Raw genomic sequence first — 19,907 nt, 5'->3', positions numbered from 1 at the left:
CGGCTACGCGAAGGCGAGAAGGCCCTCGCGCGCATCCGCCTCGAGCGACACGGTTGACGGGTTTGCTGGGCGTCCGAGCGCGCGGAACTCCCATCCCTTCGCCCGAAAGTCGGCGGCATCGAGCGCGTGCCTCCCGTCGACGATGCGGCGATGCGCGACCAGCTCGGCCAAATCGTCCGGGTCTGCGTCGCGGAACTCCTGCCACTCCGTCAACAGCGCGACGACGTCCGCCTCCTCCACCGCCTGCGCGAGCGAGTCCGCGTAGTTCAATTCAGGGTAGGAGCGCTTCGCGTTTTCCATCGCCTCGGGGTCATAGACCGTGACGATCGCGCCCGCCTCATGCAGCATCCGTGCGACGTCGAGCGCTGGGGCGTCGCGAATGTCGTCGGAGTTCGGCTTGAAGGCTGCCCCGAGCGCCGCGACCCGGAGCCCACGCACTGATCCGCCCGCGAGCTCTTCCACGAGATTGACGGTGCGAACGCGGCGGCGCTGGTTGATTGAGTCCACCTCCCTGAGGAACGCCACTGCCTGGCCCACACCGAGTTCGTCGGCGCGGTGAGCGAACGCGCGGATGTCCTTCGGCAGGCATCCCCCACCGAAACCGAGTCCAGGCTTGAGAAACCGCGATCCGATCCGCGAGTCGTGGCCCAGCGCCGTCGCCAACAAGTTGACGTCTGCGCCGGTGGCCTCGCACACCTCCGCCATTGCATTGATATAGGAGATCTTGGTGGCCAGGAAGGAGTTGGCGGCGACCTTGACCAGTTCAGCGGTCGCGAGGTCAGCGACCACCAACGGAGTGCCCTCCTCCAGGATCGGTCGGAAGGCTGCCGCCAGCTGGCGCTCGGCCCACACGGATTGCACCCCGAACACCAGACGGTCGGGATGCAGTGTGTCCTTGACCGCGTAGCCCTCGCGGAGAAACTCCGGGTTCCACGCGAGCTCGAGTTCGGTGCCCGCCGGCGAGACGGCCTGCACGAGCGAGGTGAGACGTGCGGCCGTGCCGATCGGCACCGTCGACTTGCCCACCAACAAGGCGCGCCGAGTGATTCGGCTCGCCAGTTCCGTGAAGGCGAGATCGACATAGGTCAGGTCTGCCGCATCGGATCCCTTGGACTGCGGTGTGCCGACGCACAGGAAATGTACGTCACCCCACTCGGCGGCCTCGGCGAAGTCGGTGCTGAAGCGCAGCCGCCCGCTCGCGAGCGCCTCCGACAGTGCATCGGACAGACCGGGCTCGTAAAACGGAACTCGTCCCGATTGAAGCGCTGCGATCTTCGACGAGTCCACATCGACGCCGAGCACGTCGAACCCGAGCAACGCCATGCAGATGGCGTGCGTCGCGCCCAGGTATCCAGTGCCGATCACCGTCATGCGCGGATTCTCGACAATGGGCGGCAGCGAAGAGCCGATTTCGGTGGTCATCGTGGTTCTCCTTCTCATTTAGAGCGGCACAGAATCTTGGTGCAAGCAGCCAGTGGTAGCTGCCGATGAGGCGGATGTCACGCAGCAGGGAGGTCACCCTTGAGCGGTCGACTTCGCCTTCGGAATGAGCCCCGCGTCGACAAACGCCTGTTCAAAGGGCTGAGAGAGGGCTTTAGCCGCCGTAGCGGTGATGTGCGAGCTGTCGCGGTACAGCAGCACCCCGTTCTTGACCGCTGGGCAGGTCGTTGCGTCGCAGAAGTACTTGTACAGATCGATAACTGTGACCTTGTCTTCGTTGCCGATCAGTGCCTGCTGGATAACGGGCTCAACTTCATTTCTCGGAGCGAACGAGCACTTGGACCAGTTGGTCAATGACCCAGAGATGCAGGTCGGCACATCCCGCGGCGGAATAGGGGTGTCGCGAATGTACGCAATGGGCACGCCGGCCGTCCGCAGTTTGTCCAGAGAGTTGTTCCAGGCTGTCAGCACTTCTCCCTTGTCGGGAATGTAGTTGTCGAGAGACGAAACGATGATCAACGAGGGGTGAATTGTTCGAGTGATTTCCGTGATCGCGGCCTGACGCCATGCGATGCATTCGGGCTCGGAGAATCGACTGCCGTCGGTTCGTGGCGCGATATTCGGAACTGGGCACCCTGACTTAGCGAACACTGTGAGCCGCCATCCCCGAGGGATAGCCATTTGCTCGATCGCCGGAAGCCACTGGTGAGCATGGCTATCGCCGAAGAGCACTACCGGAAGCCCGCCCACGGGCCCGATCGTGCAAGCGGCAGTCAAACCCTTTTCATGGTCGAAGAGGCATCCATCTGGTTTTGGGACATCTTTGACAGCGTCGAGCGCGCTCGGAACGACGGCGCCAGACGTGGATTCCTTGCCCGACCCGAATGCGGCGCGAATCTGGGCCGCAGAGACTTGAGCACCCGCGGTACCTAGGGCATTGACCGCCGTCGCCCCGATTCCCAGCACCAACGCGGATGCCGTCACCATGCACAGCACACCGAGCGCGAATGCGGGGCCGACGTTTCGGGCGACCGTTTTCCACCGGGAGATGGGCATCTCGATCAGGTGAAGTGTTGCGGCGGCCAAGAGAAGCGCCACCACCATGAGCACGGAACGCATCTGCCAGGAGAGGGTGCTCGTCTTGATCTCGACGAGAACCATCACCGGCCAGTGCCACAGATACCAGGCGTAGGAGAGGCGCCCGATATAGCGAATCGGCCTGAGGGACAGAACCGACCCGACGCCGCCCATGCGGGTGCCGACGAGAAGTCCCGCAGCAATGATCGCTCCCGTTCCCAGGGTCGGCACGAGTGCGGCGTAGCCGGGGAACGGAGTCGCGCTGTCGAACGTGAGGACCGAGAACAGGATGGCCGCGAGACCCGCCCAACCCAGCACATAGCCAACTCCTCGTGCCGGGCCTCGGGCGGCGACCGACTGGAGCTTGCCCGCCGCCAGTGCGATCAGCGCTCCGACACCGAATTCCCACGCACGCGCCTGGGTTGCCATGTAGGCGAGCTTGGGGTCGCTCACGGTGAGAATGGCGCCCACGATGAAGGATGCGACGGTCACCGCCGCAACAGCTGACGCGACAGCGCCCACAGCCGCCATGCCCCGGCGACGGGCGACGTACCCAGCCGCGATGATCAGCATCGGCCACGCGAGATAGAACTGCTCTTCGACCGCAAGCGACCAGAAGTGCAAGACCGGGCTGTCCGCCGTCGACTGCGCGAGGTAGTCCGTTCCCAAGCCGATGAAGTGCCAGTTGGTGGCATAGAGCGCCGCAGCAAGCAGGTCCTGCATCGATCGGTAGACGCCCAGCAGCGGCTCCAAGAGAACGGTGGCCACCGCGATCGCGACAAGCACGACGGTTGCGGCCGGGAGAAGTCGCTTCGCGCGACGAGCGTAGAACCCGAAGAGCTTGACGGTTCCGGTGGAGAGAAACTCTCGCATCAATTGACCGGTGATGAGGTATCCAGAGATGACGAAGAAGACATCGACGCCGGCGAAGCCGCCGCCGAACCCGGGGATCGTCGCATGGAATGCGACCACCGCGATCACGGCGATCGCGCGGAGACCCTCGATATCGGTCTGGAATGCTCGGCGAGGACGCGAGGGCACCGCCGCGGAGGGCATCCGGCCATCGGTGGGTCGAATAATCGTGGGCGCGCTCATTTCCAGGGCACCATCCCGTCGAAGAGGCCCGCGGCCATCGCGGCGATGAATCCGATCACAGAGGTGTAGCTGATCGCCTCGATCAGACTCAGGTGATTCGCGAAGGCGGTTTTGGGCTCGCCGGAGGAGGACTCGTGCAGTTCAGACATCAGATGGCACCTTCGGAGATCGGCTCGAGTGCGTGAGGGCCCTCGTGGACGTTGAATGGAGTTACCGGCGCAAGCGCGTTCGTGGTCGTGTGCTTCGAACGAGCTCGCTTCGGCCAGATCACGCGGAGGAAGTCGCGCAGCAGCGGGAGGCCGACGTAGCTGTAGGCCGCCAGGAAGATCGCCATCGGCCAGAACTGGTGCCACCCGAGCAGGCTGACATCGAACGCGAGAGCTCCCCACGAGATGCCGAGCGTCAGACCGATCGTCAGCGAACCGATGACGGCGATCGTGCGGGCGAGGCTGCTCTTCTTTCCGACTGCGCCAGTGGCGACCCAACCCTTTGTGCGACCCGTCAGCTTGTGAGTGATCGCCAACGCGTGGCTGAAGCTGTAGGCCATCTGGACTCTCATCACCTCGAATCGCCAGCGGGACTTGGAGACGCGTGGCATCAGCACGAGATAGACCCACGCGCCAGCGAGGAACGGTATGAAGTTGGAAGCTCGCACGTCAGAGGCGAAGAGGACAGCCATGATCATGCCGGGAACGTGGAGAAAGAACACGTTGACCGCAGTGCTGATGTAGTACATGAAGCCGGACCAGAAGGCCATCCGCTGGCGGAGGCTCAGGGGGCGACGGGACGCCTGCCCACTTCGGAGGAGGGTGATGGATCCGTTGCACCAGCGGTATTGCTGGTTCAGGAATCCGGCCAGGTCCGACGGGCAGAGCCCCTTGGATACAAGGATGGGCACATAACGAACCGAGAAGCCCGCTCGCATGAGCATCATGCCGGTGTGGACGTCCTCGCTGTGCTCGATCTGTGCGAACCCGCCGGTCTCCTTCAGCGCGGAACGCCGATAGACGGCACAGGTTCCCACGCAAATGGCGGCACCAGCTCGGTCACGTGACGGTTGCACCCACCGGTAGAACAGTTCTTGGGTCGCCCCCGCAGTGCGCTCGAGCCAGGTCATCTCGCCCCGCGTGTCGAAGAACTGCGGGGTCTGAACGATCGCGATCTCGGGGTCGCGCATGTACGGAATCGTGTGACGAAGGAAATCCGGCCTGGGGCAGAAATCGGCGTCGAAGATGACGATGAAGTCGCCGTCCGACTGCCCGAATCCGGCCTGGAGGTTGCCCGCCTTCTTCATGTAGCCGCGATTGGGGCGCACGCGGTAGTTGAAGCCGAAGTCGGTCGCCAGTTGGCGCACCTCGCTCTTGTCGGCATCGTCCAGCACCCACACCTGCAGTCGCCCCGCCCATTCCATTCGGCTGACGTGGGTATACGTGTTGCGCAGCACCGCGAGGTCCTCGCCCGCGGACGGCAGGAACACATCGACGGTCGGATACAGCGACGTCGGAGTGTCAGCTTCCCACTCGCGAATGAGGCGGAAATGCGATGCCTTCGTGTCACGGCCCTTGTTCATCCCAGAAATGAGCGAGAGCACAACTCCAGCAATGTTCACCGCAAGCACCAGCAGGAGCGGATACAACCAGACGGATGTCGCGACGAACCGCACGAGGCTGATCGCCGCCAGCAGAAAAGAGCTCAGGGTGATGATTTGCACCCAGCGGCGCTGCGATCCGAGATACCAGGTGAGTTCCGCGTCCGTCGGCGGCGTGACGAGTTCGGTCGACGGGGATTGTCCGGCCCCCGGCTCCACGGTGGGCGCCGCGGTGGAGGCGTGGAACTGAAGCAGTTCGCCCGCTGGGGCAACGGTGCTCGGGTCGATGACAGTGCTCATGAACGCACCCCACCTTCACCGCAGAGGGCGACGAGCGAGTGGTTTCGGGCACGACAAATAACGCCTCGGGTCAGCATTTTTACGCCTGTTCTTGGGGGGATCGCAGGTGGTTCGGGACTGTCACCGTATGCGCGTCGTTGGGAATCCGGCGTTCGTAATGCGGAGGTGCAACCGTGCGAGGTGAGTCGACACGGCGGGTGGTTGTCGTCAATATAGCGACGCGCTTCGACGCCGCAAGTTACGTCTTTGTGTCGAGCGTGTAAATCGCAAAATGAGCCGCATCGCACGTGACTGCGGCGACACAGAAATTCGACATCGTCGAATGCAACTCGTTGCGAGTTTCCAGGAATCGGCGTTGATCAGCACATTTCGTGTTCGTTGACGGAGCGTGGAGTTCGCTACTCGGGGGTGTCGCGGGCCCGCATTGGCCGCTAGTCTTGACCCCAGATTGGGGTCCATCAATGATGCTGGAAACAACGCTGTTTATAGGATCGTTACTCGTTTTGGTAGCGGTCAGTCTGCTCGGGGCGCGCTTTGTCGCTCGCGAGGACGCTCGCCACACCATCGAGACGGAGTACGGCGAGCCTCTCGGCTGGTTGCCGTCGAGGCGAGATCGTGCGCTCCTTGAGGAGGCACGAAACTCGGTGTCGGAGTTCGCTCTGCACTCCTGACGAGTCACCGTCGACTTGCGTGCCCACGCGTTGATGGGCCATCCTCGGGGCCAGCATTCGTTGCCCTGAGGAAGGAGATTTCCCATCCGGAAGCTCCTGTTCGTGCTGCTCGCCGCCATCGGCCTCGCCGGGTGTGCGGCGCCCGCCACAACGCCCTCGCACACCGCTCCGACCTGGAAGCGGGTGTGGATTGACACCTTCGACGGAGCTGCCGGCCTGCCGCCCCCTGCCCGATGGTCGGCCGATACGGGCGGCGACGGGTGGGGAAACCGGGAGCTGGAGTATTACACGCCGGGATCGCAGAACGCCTCGCTGGATGGGCGCGGCCACCTCGTCCTGACCGCCGACAAGTCGAATCAGGATCTTGCCTGCTGGTATGGGCGCTGCGAATTCACCTCCGCTCGATTGACCACCGCCCCGTCCTCCACCGTGAGGTACGGCCGCATCGAAGCACGAATGAAAGTGCCGGTCGGTGCTGGATTATGGTCGGCTTTCTGGATGCTCGGCGCGCCGACAGCACCCAACAACTGGCCGAACGACGGCGAGATCGACATCGCCGAGAACATCGGGTCCGAACCGGCGACGGTTCACGGCTCCTTGCACGGCCCCGGGTACGCCGGACTCGATTCCCTCACCGCGACGTTCACGACGCCGAGCGGAGAACCGCTGTCGTCCCGATTCCACACCTACGCGATCATCTGGTCCCGGTCGTCTATCGAGTATCTGGTCGACGGCGAGGTGTACGCGATTCAGACGCCCGACACCACACGGGGCAACCGCTGGGTCTTCGATCGGCCGTTTTCGCTCATCCTCAACCTCGCCGTCGGCGGCACGTGGCCGGGCTCGCCCGCCACCTCGACGGTGTTCCCTGCGCAACTCGTCGTCGACTACGTCGCGGTGTACCGACGTTCATAAAGCCGCGCCATCGCGGCGACGGGTGAGTCGACAGAGAGGTTAGCCCCGCGCGCCGTCTTTACACTCGATGGATGCCCGTCTCCAAGATCCTCCTCTTCTACCGGTTCACGCCGCTCGCCGACCCCGAGGCCGTGCGGCTCTGGCAGCGTGAGCTCGGCGAGCGGCTGGGCATCCGCGGGCGCATCCTGCTGTCGAAGGACGGCATCAACGGCACCATCGGCGGCGAGCTCTCGGCGGTGAAGCGGTACGCCCGGCGGCTGCGCGAGTTCGCGCCGTTCCGCGATATCGACCTCAAGTGGAGCGAGGGCACCGGCAACGACTTCCCCCGCCTGAGCGTGCGGGTGCGCGACGAGCTCGTCAGCTTCGGTGCCGCCGGCGAGTTGCGGGTCGACGAGGGCGGCGTCGTCGGGGGCGGCACCCGACTCAGCCCCGACGAGCTGCACGCCCTCGTCGAGCAGCGCCCGGTCACCTTCTTCGACGGGCGCAACCGCTTCGAGGCGCAGATCGGCCGGTTCCGGGATGCGGTGGTCCCATCCGTCGACGCCACCCGCGATTTCGTCGCCGAGCTCGACCGCGGTGCCTACGATCACCTCAAAGACCAGCCCATCGTCACCTATTGCACCGGGGGTGTGCGCTGCGAGGTGCTCAGCTCGCTCATGCTCAGTCGAGGCTTCACCGAGGTGTACCAACTGGACGGCGGCATCGTCCGCTACGGCGAGCGCTTCGGCGACGACGGTCTCTGGGATGGCTCGCTGTACGTCTTCGACGAGCGCAAGTCGATCGAGTTCAGCGACCACGCCGCGGTGATCGGCGCGTGCTACGAGTGCGGGTCATCCACCAGCCGCATGGAGAACTGCGGCGACCCCAGCTGCCGGGTGCAGCTCGTGGTCTGCGACGAGCACGCCGCGGGCACCCGCTGCGTGACGCACGCCGTACCGGTGCCCCGGGCCGAGGCCGCCACCGCCGTGTGCGGGTGAAACGGGGTCATGCACCACAATGGTGTTCATGAGAATCGGTATCCTCACGAGCGGTGGCGACGCGCCCGGGCTCAACGCCGTCATCCGCGGCGCTGTCTTCACCGGAATCCAGGTGCACAACTGCGAGTTCGTGGGCTTCCGCAACGGCTGGCGCGGCGTCGTCGAGGGTGACATCGTGCCCCTCGGCATGCCCGAGGTGAAGGGCATCAGCAAGCAGGGCGGCACGATCCTCGGCACCTCGCGCACCAACCCCTTCGAGGGCATCGGCGGCGTGGACCGCGTCAACCAGGTGATGCAGGAGAACGGCATCGACGCGATGATCGCGATCGGCGGCGAGGGCACGCTGGCGGCGGCGAAGCGGTTGACGGATGCGGGCATCCGAATCGTCGGCGTGCCGAAGACCGTCGACAACGACCTCTCCGCGACCGACTACTCCTTCGGCTTCGACACCGCGGTGGGCATCGCCACCGACGCGATGGACCGGCTGCGCACGACCGGCGACGCGCACGACCGCTGCATGGTGGCCGAGGTCATGGGCCGGCACGTCGGCTGGATCGCACTGCACTCCGGCATGGCGGCCGGCGCTCACGCGATCCTCATCCCCGAGCAGAAGACCTCCGTCGACCAGATCGTGGAGTGGGTCACGCACGCGCACGACCGCGGTCGCGCCCCGCTGGTCGTCGTCGCCGAGGGGTTCTCCCTCGACACGATGGACGACGCCCACTCCGAGCGCGGCCTCGACGCCTTCGGGCGGCCCCGGCTGGGCGGCATCGGCGAACTGCTCGCGCCCATCATCGAGGAGCGCACCGGCATCGAGACCCGGGCGACGACCCTCGGCCACATCCAGCGCGGCGGAACCCCCTCCGCGTTCGACCGGGTGCTCGCGACGCGACTCGGCATGGCGGCGCTGCGCTCCGTGCTCGACGGTCACTGGGGGCGCATGGTGGCGCTGCAGGGCACCGAGATCGTGCACGTCCCCTTCGAGGACGCCCTCGGCAGGCTCAAGACCGTCCCCGAGGATCGCTACCTCGAGGCGAAGGTCCTGTTCGGCTGAGCCATGACCCGGGCCATTCGCGTCACCCGAGCCGACGATGGCTCCGTCTCGACTGTGCTCGAGACCGGGCTGACGGATGACCAGCTCGGCGACGGCGACGTGCTCGTCGACATCTCCCACTCCGGCATCAACTACAAAGACGGCATGGCCCTCGCCGGCAACCCCGGCGTCGCCCGGGTCTCCCCGCTCATCCCCGGCATCGACCTCGTCGGTCGCGTCGCCTCCTCCACCTCGGCGGACTGGTCGGTCGGCGACCAGGTGATCGTGAACGGCTGGGGCATCGGCGAGACCCGCAACGGCGGGCTGGCGGAGCGGGCATCCGTCGACTCCTCCTCCCTCGTCGCGCTTCCGGCGGGGATGTCGCCCGCACGTGCCGCCGCGATCGGAACGGCAGGGTTCACCGCCGCGCTCTCCGTGCTCGCGCTCGAGGGCGCCGACCGCTCCCCCGCCGTGCCCGGTTCGGGCGGGGTGCGACCCGGCGACGGCGACATCCTCGTGACCGGCGCCTCGGGCGGGGTCGGCTCGATCGCCGTCGCCCTCCTCGCGGCCGCGGGCTACCGCGTGGTCGCCTCGACCGGCCGGCCCGAGCACCGCGAGTACCTGCTCTCGCTGGGCGCCGCGGAGACCGTGGATCGGGCCGAGTTCGAGTCCGCCGGGCGCCCACTCCTGCGGCAGCGCTGGGCCGGGGTCATCGACTCCGTGGGCGGGCAGACCCTCGCCACCGCGATCGCCGAGACGAACTACGGCGGAACGGTCACGGCCTGCGGCTTGGTGGGGGGCGTCGACGTTCCGCTCACGGTGCTGCCGTTCATCCTGCGGGGGGTCAGCCTCGTGGGCATCAACTCGGTCGAGTGCCCGCCCGCCCCGCGTCACGCCGCGTGGGCCCGTCTCGCGCGCGACCTCGACTACGAACTGCTCGACCGGATGACCACCGTCGTGCCGCTCGAGGGAGCGATCGATGCCGGCGCCGCCATCCTGCGCGGCGAACTCCGCGGGCGCACCGTGGTCGACGTGCGCGCCTGAGCCCGCGACGCTTCCGTGCGACACTTGCCCCATGGGTAGCGTCTTCCTCACGATCGGCGCCGTGTTCGCCGTGCTCGCCGGTCTCCTCCACGTACTCATCTTCAGCTTCGAGAGCATCCGCTGGCGGCAGCCCGCGATCTGGCGGCGGTTCGGGGTCACGAGTCAGGCCGACGCGGAGGTACTCCGGCCGATGGCGCTCAACCAGGGCTTCTACAACCTGTTTCTCGCGGTCGGCGCCCTTCTCGGTGTCGCGTTCCTGGCCGCGGGCGGCTCGCTGCTCGGTGCCGGGCTCGCGATGACACTGCTGTCGGTGGGGAGCATGCTCGCCGCGGCGCTCGTGCTGGTGATCTCGAACCCGCGGCTGGCGCGGGCCGCCGCGACGCAGGGAACCCTGCCCCTGATCGCCGTGCTGCTGGTCACGGTCGGAGCTCTCACGCGATAGCGCTCTCTGCGCGCGCCGGCGGGGCTACAGGCTCGTTCGCGAGAGCGCTAGGGGCGCGCGGCGGCCGCGGCAGCGGCGGCGGCCGGCAGCGCCGAGACGATCCGCTCGACGACCGTGTCGTCCATCGCCGCCGACACGAACCACGCCTCGTAGACCGAGGGGGGCAGGGAGACCCCCGCGTCGAGCATCGCGTGGAAGAACGGCGGGTAACGGTACGCGTCCTGCGCCTTCACCTGCTCGTAGTCGACGGGCGCGGTCTCGCGGAACGCGAAGGAGAACAGGTTGCCCGCACGCTGCACGGAGTGCGCGACGCCCTGGGCGCTGAGCGCCGACGAGACCTCTGCGGCGAGCGTGTTGGCCGTGGCGTCGAGGGCCGAGTACACCGCGGCGTCGGCAGCACGCAGCGTCGCGATGCCGGCCGCGACCGCGACCGGGTTGCCGCTGAGGGTGCCCGCCTGGTAGACGGGGCCGAGCGGGGCGAGGTAGTCCATGACGTCGGCGCGACCACCGAGGGCGGCGAGCGGGAGGCCGCCGCCGATGACTTTTCCGAAGGTCACGAGGTCGGGCATCCACCCGGCTCCATCGGGCACGACGAGACCCGCTTCGAGCCCCCACCAGCCGGCCGGCCCCACGCGGAAGCCCGTGAGCACCTCGTCGAGGATGAGCAGCGCGCCGTTCTCGCGCGCGATCCGAGAGAGCTCCCGGTTGAATCCGCGCTGCGGCGCGACGACGCCCATATTGGCCGATGCGGCCTCGACGATGACGGCGGCGATGCTGCGACCGCGCGCGTTGAACACGGCACGCACCGCGTCGAGATCGTTGTAGGGGAGCACGAGGGTCTGGGCGGCGGTCGCCGCGGTGACCCCCGCCGAACCGGGCATGGCCAGGGTCGCGACGCCGGAGCCCGCCTCGGCGAGCAATCCGTCGGAGTGCCCGTGGTAGTGCCCCGCGAACTTCACCAGCAGTTCCCGGCCGGTGAACCCGCGCGCGAGCCGGATGGCGGTCATCGTGGCCTCGGTGCCCGTCGAGACCATGCGGATCTTCTCGATCGGCGCCCTCGACTGCTCGCCCTCCCGCCGGCCGGCGACCGACACGCGCTCGCGCACCAGCTCGGCCAGCTCGGTCTCGCCCGGGGTCGAGGCGCCGAACGAGAGCCCGCGGGCCGCCGCCTGCTGCACCGCGGTCACGACGGCCGGATGCGCGTGCCCCAGGATCGCGGGACCCCACGAGCTGACCAGATCGACGTACTCGCGCCCCTCCACGTCGGTGACGAAGGCGCCCTTCGCCGAGACGAGGAAGCGCGGGGTGCCGCCGACCGAACCGTAGGCTCGCACCGGCGAGTTCACGCCGCCCGGGATGGACTGTCGCGCCCGCGCGAACTGGCGGTCGTTGCCGATCACTTCGCCCGCCGCCCGGATCGGCGGCCGACCCGCAGCGAGCGCGCGAGTTCGATGGCGAAGTAGCTGAGCACGACGTCGGCACCCGCGCGCCGGATGCTGATGACGCTCTCGAGAATGGCGCGGTCGCGGTCGATCCAGCCGTTCGCGGCCGCGGCCTCGATCATCGCGTACTCCCCGCTCACCTGGTACGCCCAGACGGGAACGGAGGAGACGGCGGCGGTGTCGGCCAGCACGTCGAGGTAGCTCATCGCCGGCTTGACCATGACGATGTCGGCGCCCTCGGCGATGTCGAGTTCGACCTCGCGCAGCCCCTCGCGTCGGTTGCCCGGCTCCAGCTGATAGCTGCGCCGGTCGCCGACGAGGGAGGACTGCACCGCCTCACGGAACGGCCCGTAGAAGGCGGAGGCGTACTTGGCCGAGTAGGCGAGAAGCGGAACGTCGTGGTAACCGGCCTCGTCGAGCGCCTCGCGCACGGCGGCGGTCTGGCCGTCCATCATGCCGCTCAGTCCGATCAGTTGGGAGCCGGCGGCGGCCTGGGCGAGCGCCATCTCGCGGTAGACGAGCAGCGTCGCGTCGTTGTCGACGCGGCCCCGGTCATCCAGAACCCCGCAGTGGCCGTGGTCGGTGAACTCGTCGAGACAGAGGTCGGTCTGCACGATGAGGGAGTCACCCGCGGCCTCCACCGCGACACGCGTGGCGACATTGAGGATGCCGTCGGGATCGACCGCGCCGCTGCCGCGCGCATCCTTGTGCTCCGGCACGCCGAAGAGCATGACTCCTCCGACGCCGACCTCGGCCGCCTCCGCGACCGCGACCCGGAGGCTCTCGAGGCTGTGCTGCACGACGCCCGGCATCGACTCGATGGCGACCGGCTCGCTCGCGCCCTCGCGCACGAACATCGGCAGCACGAGCTGCGAGGGGTGCAGTCGGGTCTCGGCGGTGAGCGCCCGCAGGGCGGGGGTCGCCCGAAGGCGGCGCGGACGGATGACGGGGTGGAGCAGGTCTGACACTAGTTCTCCGCGGAGGGTTCGGTGGGGCTGGCCACGTGCTCGGCGAGGGCCTCGACGAGGGCGGCTGCGGAGCGGGACTCCGCGATGATGTCGACCGCGAGGCCGGCCGCGCGCGCGTCGTACGCGGTGCGCGGGCCGATGCAGGCGACGAGGGTGGTGGCGGGCAGCGGCGCGAGCTGCGCGGCGATCTGCCGGGCCACACTGCCCGAGGTGACGAGGATCGCGCCGATGCGGCCGGAGGCGACGTCGGCCTGGATGTGCTCGGCGACCGGCACCCCGACGGTGCGGTACGCGGCGACGAACTCCGCGGTGAGACCGAGCGCGGTCAGCCCGCTCACGAGGGTCGGTTCGGCGATGTCGGACTGGGGAATAAGCACGCGCCCGCTGATCGCGGCCTGCGGCCACTCCTTCACGAGTCCGCGTGCCGAGTTGTCGAGCTCCGGAACGTAGTCGACCCGGTAGCCGGCGAGGCTCAGCGCCGCCGCGGTCGTCTCGCCGACGGCGGCGATCTTGGTCGTCTCGGGAATGCTCACCCACTGGCTCATCAGCACGTCGACGGTCGTCGCCGAGGTGATGACGATCCAGTCGTACGCCCCCTCCTGCAGCTCGTGCAGGGCGGTGCCGAGGGCGGCCTGATCGTCGGTGGCCGCGAAGTTGATCATCGGCGCGATCACGGGCGTCGCGCCGTACCCGCGCAGGATCGCCGCCACGCCGTCGCCCCACTTGCCGCCGCGCGGCACGAGCACGCGCCAGCCGGCGAGGGGCTTCTCCACCGTCACACGCCACCTCCGAGCGGCGCGAGGGTCGCCGCGCCGGCGTCGAGGAGTTCGCGGGCGACGCGGGTTGCGAGCTCGGTCGCCGGATTCGTCACGTCTGAAAGATACAGGGCGTGCGAGCTGGTGAGTCGCTCGGCCCCGTCGGCCGAGTACACCCGCGCGCTCAGAAACAGCAGCCCGTCGTCGATGAGGGCGTGCGCACCGATCGGAGCGGCGCAGCCGGCTTCGAGCAGGGCGAGAACCTGGCGCTCGGCGTCGACGGTCACCCGGGTCGGGCGATGGTCGAGCGACGACACGCTCTTCTCCTCGCCCGCGCGCACCTCGATGGCGACCGCACCCTGACCAGGCGCCGTCGGCCAACCGTCGATGCCTAAGTACTCCGTGATCGCGTCCAGACGGCCGAGTCGGCTGAGGCCGGCGGCGGCGAGGATGACCGCGTCCAGGTCGACCCCGACCCTCCCCAGTCGCGTGTCCACGTTCCCGCGGATGTCCACGACCTCCACGTCGGGTCGCCGCGCCGAGAGCTGGGCGCGCCTGCGCGGGGACCCGGTCCCGATCCGCGCTCCCTCCGGAAGCGAGTCCAGGGTCAGGCCGTCGCGGGCGCAGAGCGCGTCGCGCACGTCCTCGCGCTTGGGCGTGGCCGCGATCACGAGCCCGGGGTGCGGCTGCGTCGGCAGGTCTTTGAGCGAGTGCACGATCGCGTCGCACTTGCCCTGCACGAGCGCCTCGCGCAGGGCGCTCGCGAAGACGCCCGTTCCGCCGAGGCTCGCGAGGGACTCCGTGGAGCGATCGCCCTCGGTGCTGATGGTGACGAGTTCGACCGGCACGCCCGACTTCTCGAGCGCCGCCGCGACCACGCGGGTCTGGGCGAGGGCGAGGGCGCTGCCGCGCGTGCCGATCCTCACGGGAGCAGCCCCGCGAGCGCTGGTTTGAACCCGAGGCGCACGTTCTCGCAACAGCCGGAGCGGCACACGTCGTACCACGGGCCGAGCTCGGTGAGCGCGGGTCGCTCCGCGGTCGGCAGGCCGAGCACGCGCTCCATGACGAGGTCGACGAGGCCGGTCACGTAGGCGGGGTGGATGCCCGGCGTCGGTGTGCGCACGGCGAACACGCCGAGCTCCTCCGCCGTCTCCATCGCCTCCGTGTCGAGGTCCCACTTGACCTCCATGTGGTCGCTCACGAAACCGAGCGGCACGATCACGAAGGCCGTGACTCCCTCGGCGGCGAGTTCGCGCATCCGGTCGTTCACGTCCGGTTCGAGCCACGGCTGCGTGGGCGGGCCGGAGCGCGACTGGAACACCAGCTCCCACGGCACGGAGACCTCCGAGTCGGACGCCGCCGCCATGACGACCTCCGCGACGGCGCGGTGCTGCGCGGCGTAGGCGCCATCCTCGCCGAAACCGCGCGCGGCCGGTCCGCTCTTGGCCGCATCCGTCGAGGGGATGCTGTGGGTGGAGAACAGCACGCGGGTGGCCGCGGGCGCGTGGCCGGCGGCGACGGCCTCCGCGAGTCCCGCCCGCACGCCCTCGATGAACGGTTCCACGAACCCGGGGTGGTCGAAGAACTGGCGGACCTTGTCGATTCGCACTGTTCCCTCGAGGCCGGTGGTCTCGAGGGCGGCCGCGTAGTCCTCGCGGTACTGGCGGCAGCTGGAGTAGGAGCTGTAGGCGCTCGTGCCGATCGCGATGAGCGAGGTGTACCCGCGCTCTCCCGCCTCCGCGACCGCGTCGCTGATGAAGGGGGCCCAGTTGCGGTTGCCCCAGAGCACCGGCAGCTCGATTCCCCGCCGGGCGAGCTCGGCCTCGAGCGCGACCTTCAGCTCGCGGTTCTGCTGGTTGATGGGGCTCACCCCGCCGAAGGCACGGTAGTGGTGCGCAACCTCCTCGAGCCGCTCATCCGGGATGCCGCGCCCGCGCGTGACGTTGCGGAGGAACGGGATCACGTCGTCCTGACCCTCCGGCCCACCGAAGCTCGCGAGGAGGATCGCGTCATAGGCGACGGGCTCCTCGACGTGCTCCGGTCCCGCAGCCGCAGCGGGGGTCGCGCCGCGAACCATCGCTCCGTTGGTGATGGTCACGACAGAACCTCTTCGATCTCGTCCACCTCGATGCGGCGACCGGTGAAGAACGGCACCTCTTCGCGCACGTGGCGCCGGGCATCCGTCTGTCGCAGGTCGCGCATGAGGTCGACCAGGTCGACGAGCTCGGGGGCCTCGAGGGCGAGGATCCACTCGTAGTCGCCCAGCGCGAAGGAGGCGACCGTGTTGGGGAGCACCTGACGGAACTTGGAGCCCTTGCGGCCGTGGTTCGCGAGCATCTCGCGCCGCTCCTCGTCGGGCAGGAGGTACCACTCGTAGCTGCGCACGAAGGGGTAGACGGTCAGCCACTTCTCGGGCGCCTTGCCGCGCATGAAGGAGGGCAGGTGGTCTTTGGAGAACTCGGCGTCGCGGTGCACGCCCATCGCGCTCCAGGTGGGCAGCAGGAACTTGAGCAGGTGATTGCGGCGCAGGTCGCGCAGGGCGTGCTGCAGCTTGGCCGGATCCGGCCCGTGCAGCCAGATGAGCAGGTCGGCGTCGGCCCTCATGGCCGACACGTCGTAGAAGCCCCGGATGGTCACGCCCGCGGCCTCGACCGCCGCGATCGCGGGAGCCAGATTTCCGCCGGAGACGGGGTGGGTGGGGTCGCGGCGAAGCACGGTCCAGAGCGTGTAGCCCAGCTCTTCGGTCTCGGGTGCTTCGGCGCTCGTGTCGGCGCTGGAATTCATGTGACTATCCTCCCCCGCGGGAGACCGTGCGTCTAATTCAGAGGGGTGGCATGCATCCCTCTCTCAGCTTGGCGTCAGTCGTCGTTGCTGAGGGCCCAGATGACCAGGCCGACCGCCGCCCCGACGACGCCGATCGCGCCCACCAGCCACGGTGTCGGGTTCTTCTCGTAGGAGGCCTGGGCGCGCTGCCCGAGCTCGGCCGCGCGCTTGGGCAGGTTGAGCTTGTCCTCGATCGCGTCGAGCGTGTTCTCGAGGGTCGCGCGGGTGTGCGCGACGCGGGCCTGGATCTCTGATTCGCTCATGGCGTCTCTCGCTTTCCGACACCCTTGATGGTGTCGAGGTCTTTCTGAAGGCTGGCAATGGTGTCGGTCGGCACGGGCGGGATGCCCTTCTTCAGATGCCGGTACCCGATGAGCCCGATGATGGCCGCGACGATGAGGAGCAGGAGCGCCACGAGCAGCGCCGCGAGCCAGCCGGGCATCACGAGCGCGAGCGCGAGGATCGCCGCGGTGAGCAGCACCCCGACCATGAACAGCAGGATGACCGCCGCCGCCGCGATGAGTCCGGCACCGATCCCCAGCGCCTTGATCTTGGTGATCATCTCGCTCTTGAGGAGCTCGATCTCGCCCATCACCAACTCGCGGACGAGCTGGGGAACGTCGCTCACCAGCTTCAGCAGCGACGGCTTCTTCTCACGCCGGGTGTCGGTCATGACTAGCTCCCTGATGCGGCGGATCCCGAAGCCTTGGTCGTGCGGGTGGTGCGCTTCGCGGCGGGCTTGCTGCCCGAGACCTGCGAGACCACCTTCTTGGCGCCGTCGACCAGGAACTCGGCAACATCAGGCGCCTTGTCCTTCACGAAGTCCTCGGCGTGATGCACCTGCTTCTGCACGCGCGGGTCACCCCAGAACCTCTCGGTCATGCGCTTGATGTCCTCGTACCGTTCGCGTCCGGCGCGGGCGCCGAGAACGTAGCCGACTCCCAGACCGACCACCAGAAGGATCTTGCCTTTCATGGTTTCTCCCTATCGTTCGCGGTTCGTGCTGGGTCCAGCGTAGCCCTCGGGCTGTTACGGGCGGAGGGCCAACTGACTCGCCGTCTCCTCCGCCTGCGCGATGATCGCCGCAAGACCCGTCCCCGCAATGGTCTCACCGACGGCGAGTATTCCGTCAGGGGTATGCGAGTGCGTGGTCGGGCGATACCATGCCACGCGATCGAAGCCGAGTACCGCAGAGGCGGGAATGGCGACGCCGGTCAGGGCTTCCGCGTCGGCGCGGGCGATCTCGGCCAGATCGTCGCGATCGTCGTCGTACGAGAGCCGCAGCACGTGGCGACCGCCGGCCGCCTCCCGCACCCAGTCCCACTTGGCGCTCGCGTGGGTGAGCGCCTTCGCGTGGATGCCCGGCGCACCGGGCGCGACGAGCACGCCGGTGCCCCGCGGCGCCGCATCCAGTGCGGGCACGTCGACGACGAGGGTGGCGAGCACCACGCGGCGACCGGGATCGCTGTCGCCGAGCATCCCGGGGGCCGCCACGATGACGCGCCCGTCCAAGCGCTGCCCGCCCGCGATCGCGCGGTGCTCGTCGAAGGAGTCGACCCGGGTGTTCAGGTGAATCTCGACGCCGAAGCGGTCGAGCTCCGCGGCGAGGGCGTCCACGAGTCGCGCGACGCCGCCACGGATTCCGCCGACCGCCGATCCCGCGCGGGCGGAGCCGCCGCGCAGCGCGCGCACCGCGCCGGCGAGTGAGCCGAGTCGCGCCATGCGATTGCGCAGCTCGGGTGCCGCCTTCGTGAGGAGCAGCTCGTCGGGCGACTGCGTGTAGACGCCGCGAACGATCGGGGTCACCAGTTGCTCCACGACCGCGTCGCCCATGCGCCGGCGCACGAGCTCGCCGACCGTCTCCGCCTTCGTGCCGTAGGTGGCCGGGAGCACCGTGTCGGCGAAGGCGCGCAGCGCGGCCCGAACGCCGATGACGGCGATGACGTCGCGGGCGAGCGGCGCGCCGGGAATGCCGAGCAGGCTCAGCTCGGGCAGCCGGAAGGCCGGGCGGTCGACGGGCTGCACCCAGCCGCCGTCAGGATTGGGTTCGACCAGATCCTCGCCCAGGCCGAGCGAGGTCGCGAGCGCGGCCACGGTCCCACCTCTGGTGGCGAAGCTCTCCGCGCCGGCGTCGAGCACGATTCCGGCGACCTCGTGGCGGGAGACCGAGCCGCCGAGCCGGTCAGACGCCTCCACAAGGGTGACCGTCGCGCCGTTCAGCGCGAGGCGCCGGGCGAGCACGAGGCCGCCGATCCCCCCACCGATGACGACGAAATCAGCCAAGGGAGTGGACGAGCTCCACGATTCGGGTGAGCACGTCAGGATCCGTCTCGGGCGGCACACCGTGGCCCAGGTTCACGACGTGGGCCGGGGCGGCACGCCCGCGGTCGACGACATCGCGCACGTGCGACTCGAGCACCGACCACGGCGCGGCGAGCAGCGCGGGGTCGATGTTGCCCTGCAGGGGAACGCCGCCGCCGAGTCGGCGATCCGCCTCGTCGAGGGGGATCCGCCAGTCGACGCCCATCGCGTCGGCGCCGATCGAGTGCATCGCCCGCAGCACCTCGCCCGAGCCGACTCCGAAGTGCACCTTCGGCACGTCGTAGCCGCGGAGGTGATCGAGCGCGCGCTTCGAGTGGGGAGCCACGCGGCGCACGTAGTTCGCCTCGCTGAGCGAACCGACCCAGGAGTCGAACAGCTGGGCCGCGGAGGCACCGGCCTCGACCTGCGCCCGCAGGAACTCGCCGGTCACGTCGGCGCACCAGTTGAGCAGCGCCGCCCAGGTGTGCGGATCCGAGTACACGAGGGTGCGCGCGCGGATCTGGTCCTTCGACGGACCGCCCTCCACGAGGTAGGAGGCGAGAGTGAACGGAGCACCGGCGAAGCCGATGAGCGGAGTGCTGCCGAGCTGCGCGACCGTCGCGGCGACAGCCTCCCGGATGGGCGCGAGCGCCGCGGGGTCGAGCGGGCGAAGCGCCGCCACGTCGGCGGCGGTGCGGATCGGGTGCTCGATCACCGGCCCGCGGCCCGGAACGATCTCCACTCCCACGCCCGCGAGCTTGACCGGGATCACGATGTCGCTGAAGAAGATCGCAGCATCCACCGCGTGCCGGCGCACGGGCTGCAGGGTGATCTCGCTCGCCAGCTCCGGGGTGAGGCAGGCGTCGAGCATCGCGTTGCCGACGCGCAGCTCGCGGTACTCGGGCAGGGAGCGGCCGGCCTGGCGCATGAACCAGATCGGGAGCCGGTCGCCGCGCTGACCGCGGTAGGCCCGGATCAGGGGGGAGTTCGCTGTATCGGCGCTCAGCAAAGGATGAGAATCGGGGAGGGGCACGCA

20 protein-coding genes are annotated in these 19,907 nt (G+C 68.6%); 5 read left to right on the top strand and 15 right to left on the bottom strand.

The features are described 5' to 3' along the window. Positions 1 to 3 precede the first annotated feature (3 nt). The 4 genes from G3T37_RS14015 to G3T37_RS14000 all read right to left on the bottom strand — a co-directional run bounded on the left by G3T37_RS14015 (position 4) and on the right by G3T37_RS14000 (position 5,500). Complete coding sequence (locus tag G3T37_RS14015) at positions 4 to 1,422, bottom strand: UDP-glucose dehydrogenase family protein (RefSeq protein WP_163474525.1); 1,419 nt, start codon at positions 1,420 to 1,422, stop codon at positions 4 to 6. Positions 1,423 to 1,515: 93 nt separating this feature from the next. After that, complete coding sequence (locus tag G3T37_RS14010) at positions 1,516 to 3,612, bottom strand: acyltransferase family protein (protein WP_163474524.1); 2,097 nt, start codon at positions 3,610 to 3,612, stop codon at positions 1,516 to 1,518. Beyond that, on the bottom strand, positions 3,609 to 3,761 hold the full coding sequence (locus G3T37_RS14005; protein WP_163474523.1) for a cellulose synthase (UDP-forming), glycosyl transferase family 2: 153 nt from the start codon (positions 3,759 to 3,761) through the stop codon (positions 3,609 to 3,611). Before G3T37_RS14005 ends, G3T37_RS14010 begins: the two co-directional genes overlap by 4 nt. Continuing rightward, a complete protein-coding gene (locus G3T37_RS14000) occupies positions 3,761 to 5,500 on the bottom strand; it encodes a glycosyltransferase family 2 protein (RefSeq protein WP_163474522.1) in 1,740 nt (579 codons plus the stop codon). The genes G3T37_RS14005 and G3T37_RS14000 overlap by 1 nt, the downstream gene beginning before the upstream one ends. 773 nt (positions 5,501 to 6,273) lie before the next feature. On the opposite strand from G3T37_RS14000, the gene G3T37_RS13995 reads away from it, so the two are divergent. The 5 genes from G3T37_RS13995 to G3T37_RS13975 all read left to right on the top strand — a co-directional run bounded on the left by G3T37_RS13995 (position 6,274) and on the right by G3T37_RS13975 (position 10,582). Beyond that, positions 6,274 to 7,086: a family 16 glycosylhydrolase gene (locus G3T37_RS13995; RefSeq protein ID WP_163474521.1), complete on the top strand. Its 813-nt coding sequence runs from the start codon at positions 6,274 to 6,276 to the stop codon at positions 7,084 to 7,086. A gap of 71 nt (positions 7,087 to 7,157) precedes the next feature. Continuing rightward, positions 7,158 to 8,063: an oxygen-dependent tRNA uridine(34) hydroxylase TrhO gene (gene trhO, locus G3T37_RS13990; protein WP_163474520.1), complete on the top strand. Its 906-nt coding sequence runs from the start codon at positions 7,158 to 7,160 to the stop codon at positions 8,061 to 8,063. Positions 8,064 to 8,091: 28 nt separating this feature from the next. Next, positions 8,092 to 9,117: a 6-phosphofructokinase gene (locus G3T37_RS13985; RefSeq protein WP_163474519.1), complete on the top strand. Its 1,026-nt coding sequence runs from the start codon at positions 8,092 to 8,094 to the stop codon at positions 9,115 to 9,117. 3 nt (positions 9,118 to 9,120) lie between these two features. Beyond that, positions 9,121 to 10,140, top strand: a complete 1,020-nt coding sequence (locus G3T37_RS13980) for an MDR family oxidoreductase (protein WP_163474518.1) — start codon at positions 9,121 to 9,123, stop codon at positions 10,138 to 10,140. Positions 10,141 to 10,171: 31 nt separating this feature from the next. Continuing rightward, positions 10,172 to 10,582, top strand: a complete 411-nt coding sequence (locus G3T37_RS13975) for a DUF1304 domain-containing protein (protein ID WP_163474517.1) — start codon at positions 10,172 to 10,174, stop codon at positions 10,580 to 10,582. A gap of 47 nt (positions 10,583 to 10,629) precedes the next feature. On the opposite strand, the gene hemL is transcribed toward G3T37_RS13975, so the two are convergent. The 11 genes from hemL to hemE all read right to left on the bottom strand — a co-directional run bounded on the left by hemL (position 10,630) and on the right by hemE (position 19,904). Then, positions 10,630 to 11,982: a glutamate-1-semialdehyde 2,1-aminomutase gene (gene hemL / locus G3T37_RS13970; protein WP_163474516.1), complete on the bottom strand. Its 1,353-nt coding sequence runs from the start codon at positions 11,980 to 11,982 to the stop codon at positions 10,630 to 10,632. Beyond that, complete coding sequence (gene hemB, locus G3T37_RS13965) at positions 11,979 to 12,983, bottom strand: porphobilinogen synthase (protein WP_163474620.1); 1,005 nt, start codon at positions 12,981 to 12,983, stop codon at positions 11,979 to 11,981. The genes hemL and hemB overlap by 4 nt, the downstream gene beginning before the upstream one ends. An 8-nt stretch (positions 12,984 to 12,991) precedes the next feature. Next, positions 12,992 to 13,765, bottom strand: a complete 774-nt coding sequence (locus G3T37_RS13960) for a uroporphyrinogen-III synthase (protein WP_422110990.1) — start codon at positions 13,763 to 13,765, stop codon at positions 12,992 to 12,994. Between the two features lie 2 nt (positions 13,766 to 13,767). After that, positions 13,768 to 14,673, bottom strand: coding sequence for a hydroxymethylbilane synthase (hemC, locus tag G3T37_RS13955; RefSeq protein WP_338401279.1), 906 nt, complete (start codon positions 14,671 to 14,673; stop codon positions 13,768 to 13,770). After that, on the bottom strand, positions 14,670 to 15,824 hold the full coding sequence (locus G3T37_RS13950) for a ferrochelatase (RefSeq protein WP_163474618.1): 1,155 nt from the start codon (positions 15,822 to 15,824) through the stop codon (positions 14,670 to 14,672). The genes hemC and G3T37_RS13950 overlap by 4 nt, the downstream gene beginning before the upstream one ends. A gap of 17 nt (positions 15,825 to 15,841) precedes the next feature. After that, positions 15,842 to 16,531 (bottom strand): hydrogen peroxide-dependent heme synthase, encoded by a 690-nt coding sequence (gene hemQ / locus G3T37_RS13945; RefSeq protein WP_163474514.1) that lies wholly within the window; start codon positions 16,529 to 16,531, stop codon positions 15,842 to 15,844. 74 nt (positions 16,532 to 16,605) lie between these two features. Beyond that, entirely contained in the window at positions 16,606 to 16,833 is a 228-nt protein-coding gene (locus G3T37_RS13940) for a DUF3618 domain-containing protein (protein ID WP_163474513.1), read from the bottom strand. Continuing rightward, the gene (locus G3T37_RS13935) at positions 16,830 to 17,243 is read right to left on the bottom strand and encodes a phage holin family protein (RefSeq protein WP_163474512.1); all 414 of its coding nucleotides are present in this window, start codon (positions 17,241 to 17,243) and stop codon (positions 16,830 to 16,832) included. Before G3T37_RS13935 ends, G3T37_RS13940 begins: the two co-directional genes overlap by 4 nt. Positions 17,244 to 17,245: 2 nt before the next feature. Next, positions 17,246 to 17,545 carry a YtxH domain-containing protein gene (locus tag G3T37_RS13930; RefSeq protein ID WP_163474511.1) on the bottom strand — a complete coding sequence of 100 codons (300 nt, stop codon included), beginning with the start codon at positions 17,543 to 17,545 and terminating at the stop codon, positions 17,246 to 17,248. Positions 17,546 to 17,599: 54 nt separating this feature from the next. Beyond that, the gene (locus G3T37_RS13925) at positions 17,600 to 18,853 is read right to left on the bottom strand and encodes a protoporphyrinogen/coproporphyrinogen oxidase (RefSeq protein WP_163474510.1); all 1,254 of its coding nucleotides are present in this window, start codon (positions 18,851 to 18,853) and stop codon (positions 17,600 to 17,602) included. Then, positions 18,846 to 19,904, bottom strand: a complete 1,059-nt coding sequence (gene hemE, locus G3T37_RS13920; protein WP_163474509.1) for a uroporphyrinogen decarboxylase — start codon at positions 19,902 to 19,904, stop codon at positions 18,846 to 18,848. The genes G3T37_RS13925 and hemE overlap by 8 nt, the downstream gene beginning before the upstream one ends. Positions 19,905 to 19,907 lie beyond the last annotated feature (3 nt).

The organism is Galbitalea soli, assembly GCF_010686725.1.
GTDB lineage: Bacteria > Actinomycetota > Actinomycetes > Actinomycetales > Microbacteriaceae > Galbitalea > Galbitalea soli.
This window is presented reverse-complemented; position numbering and strand designations above follow the sequence as displayed.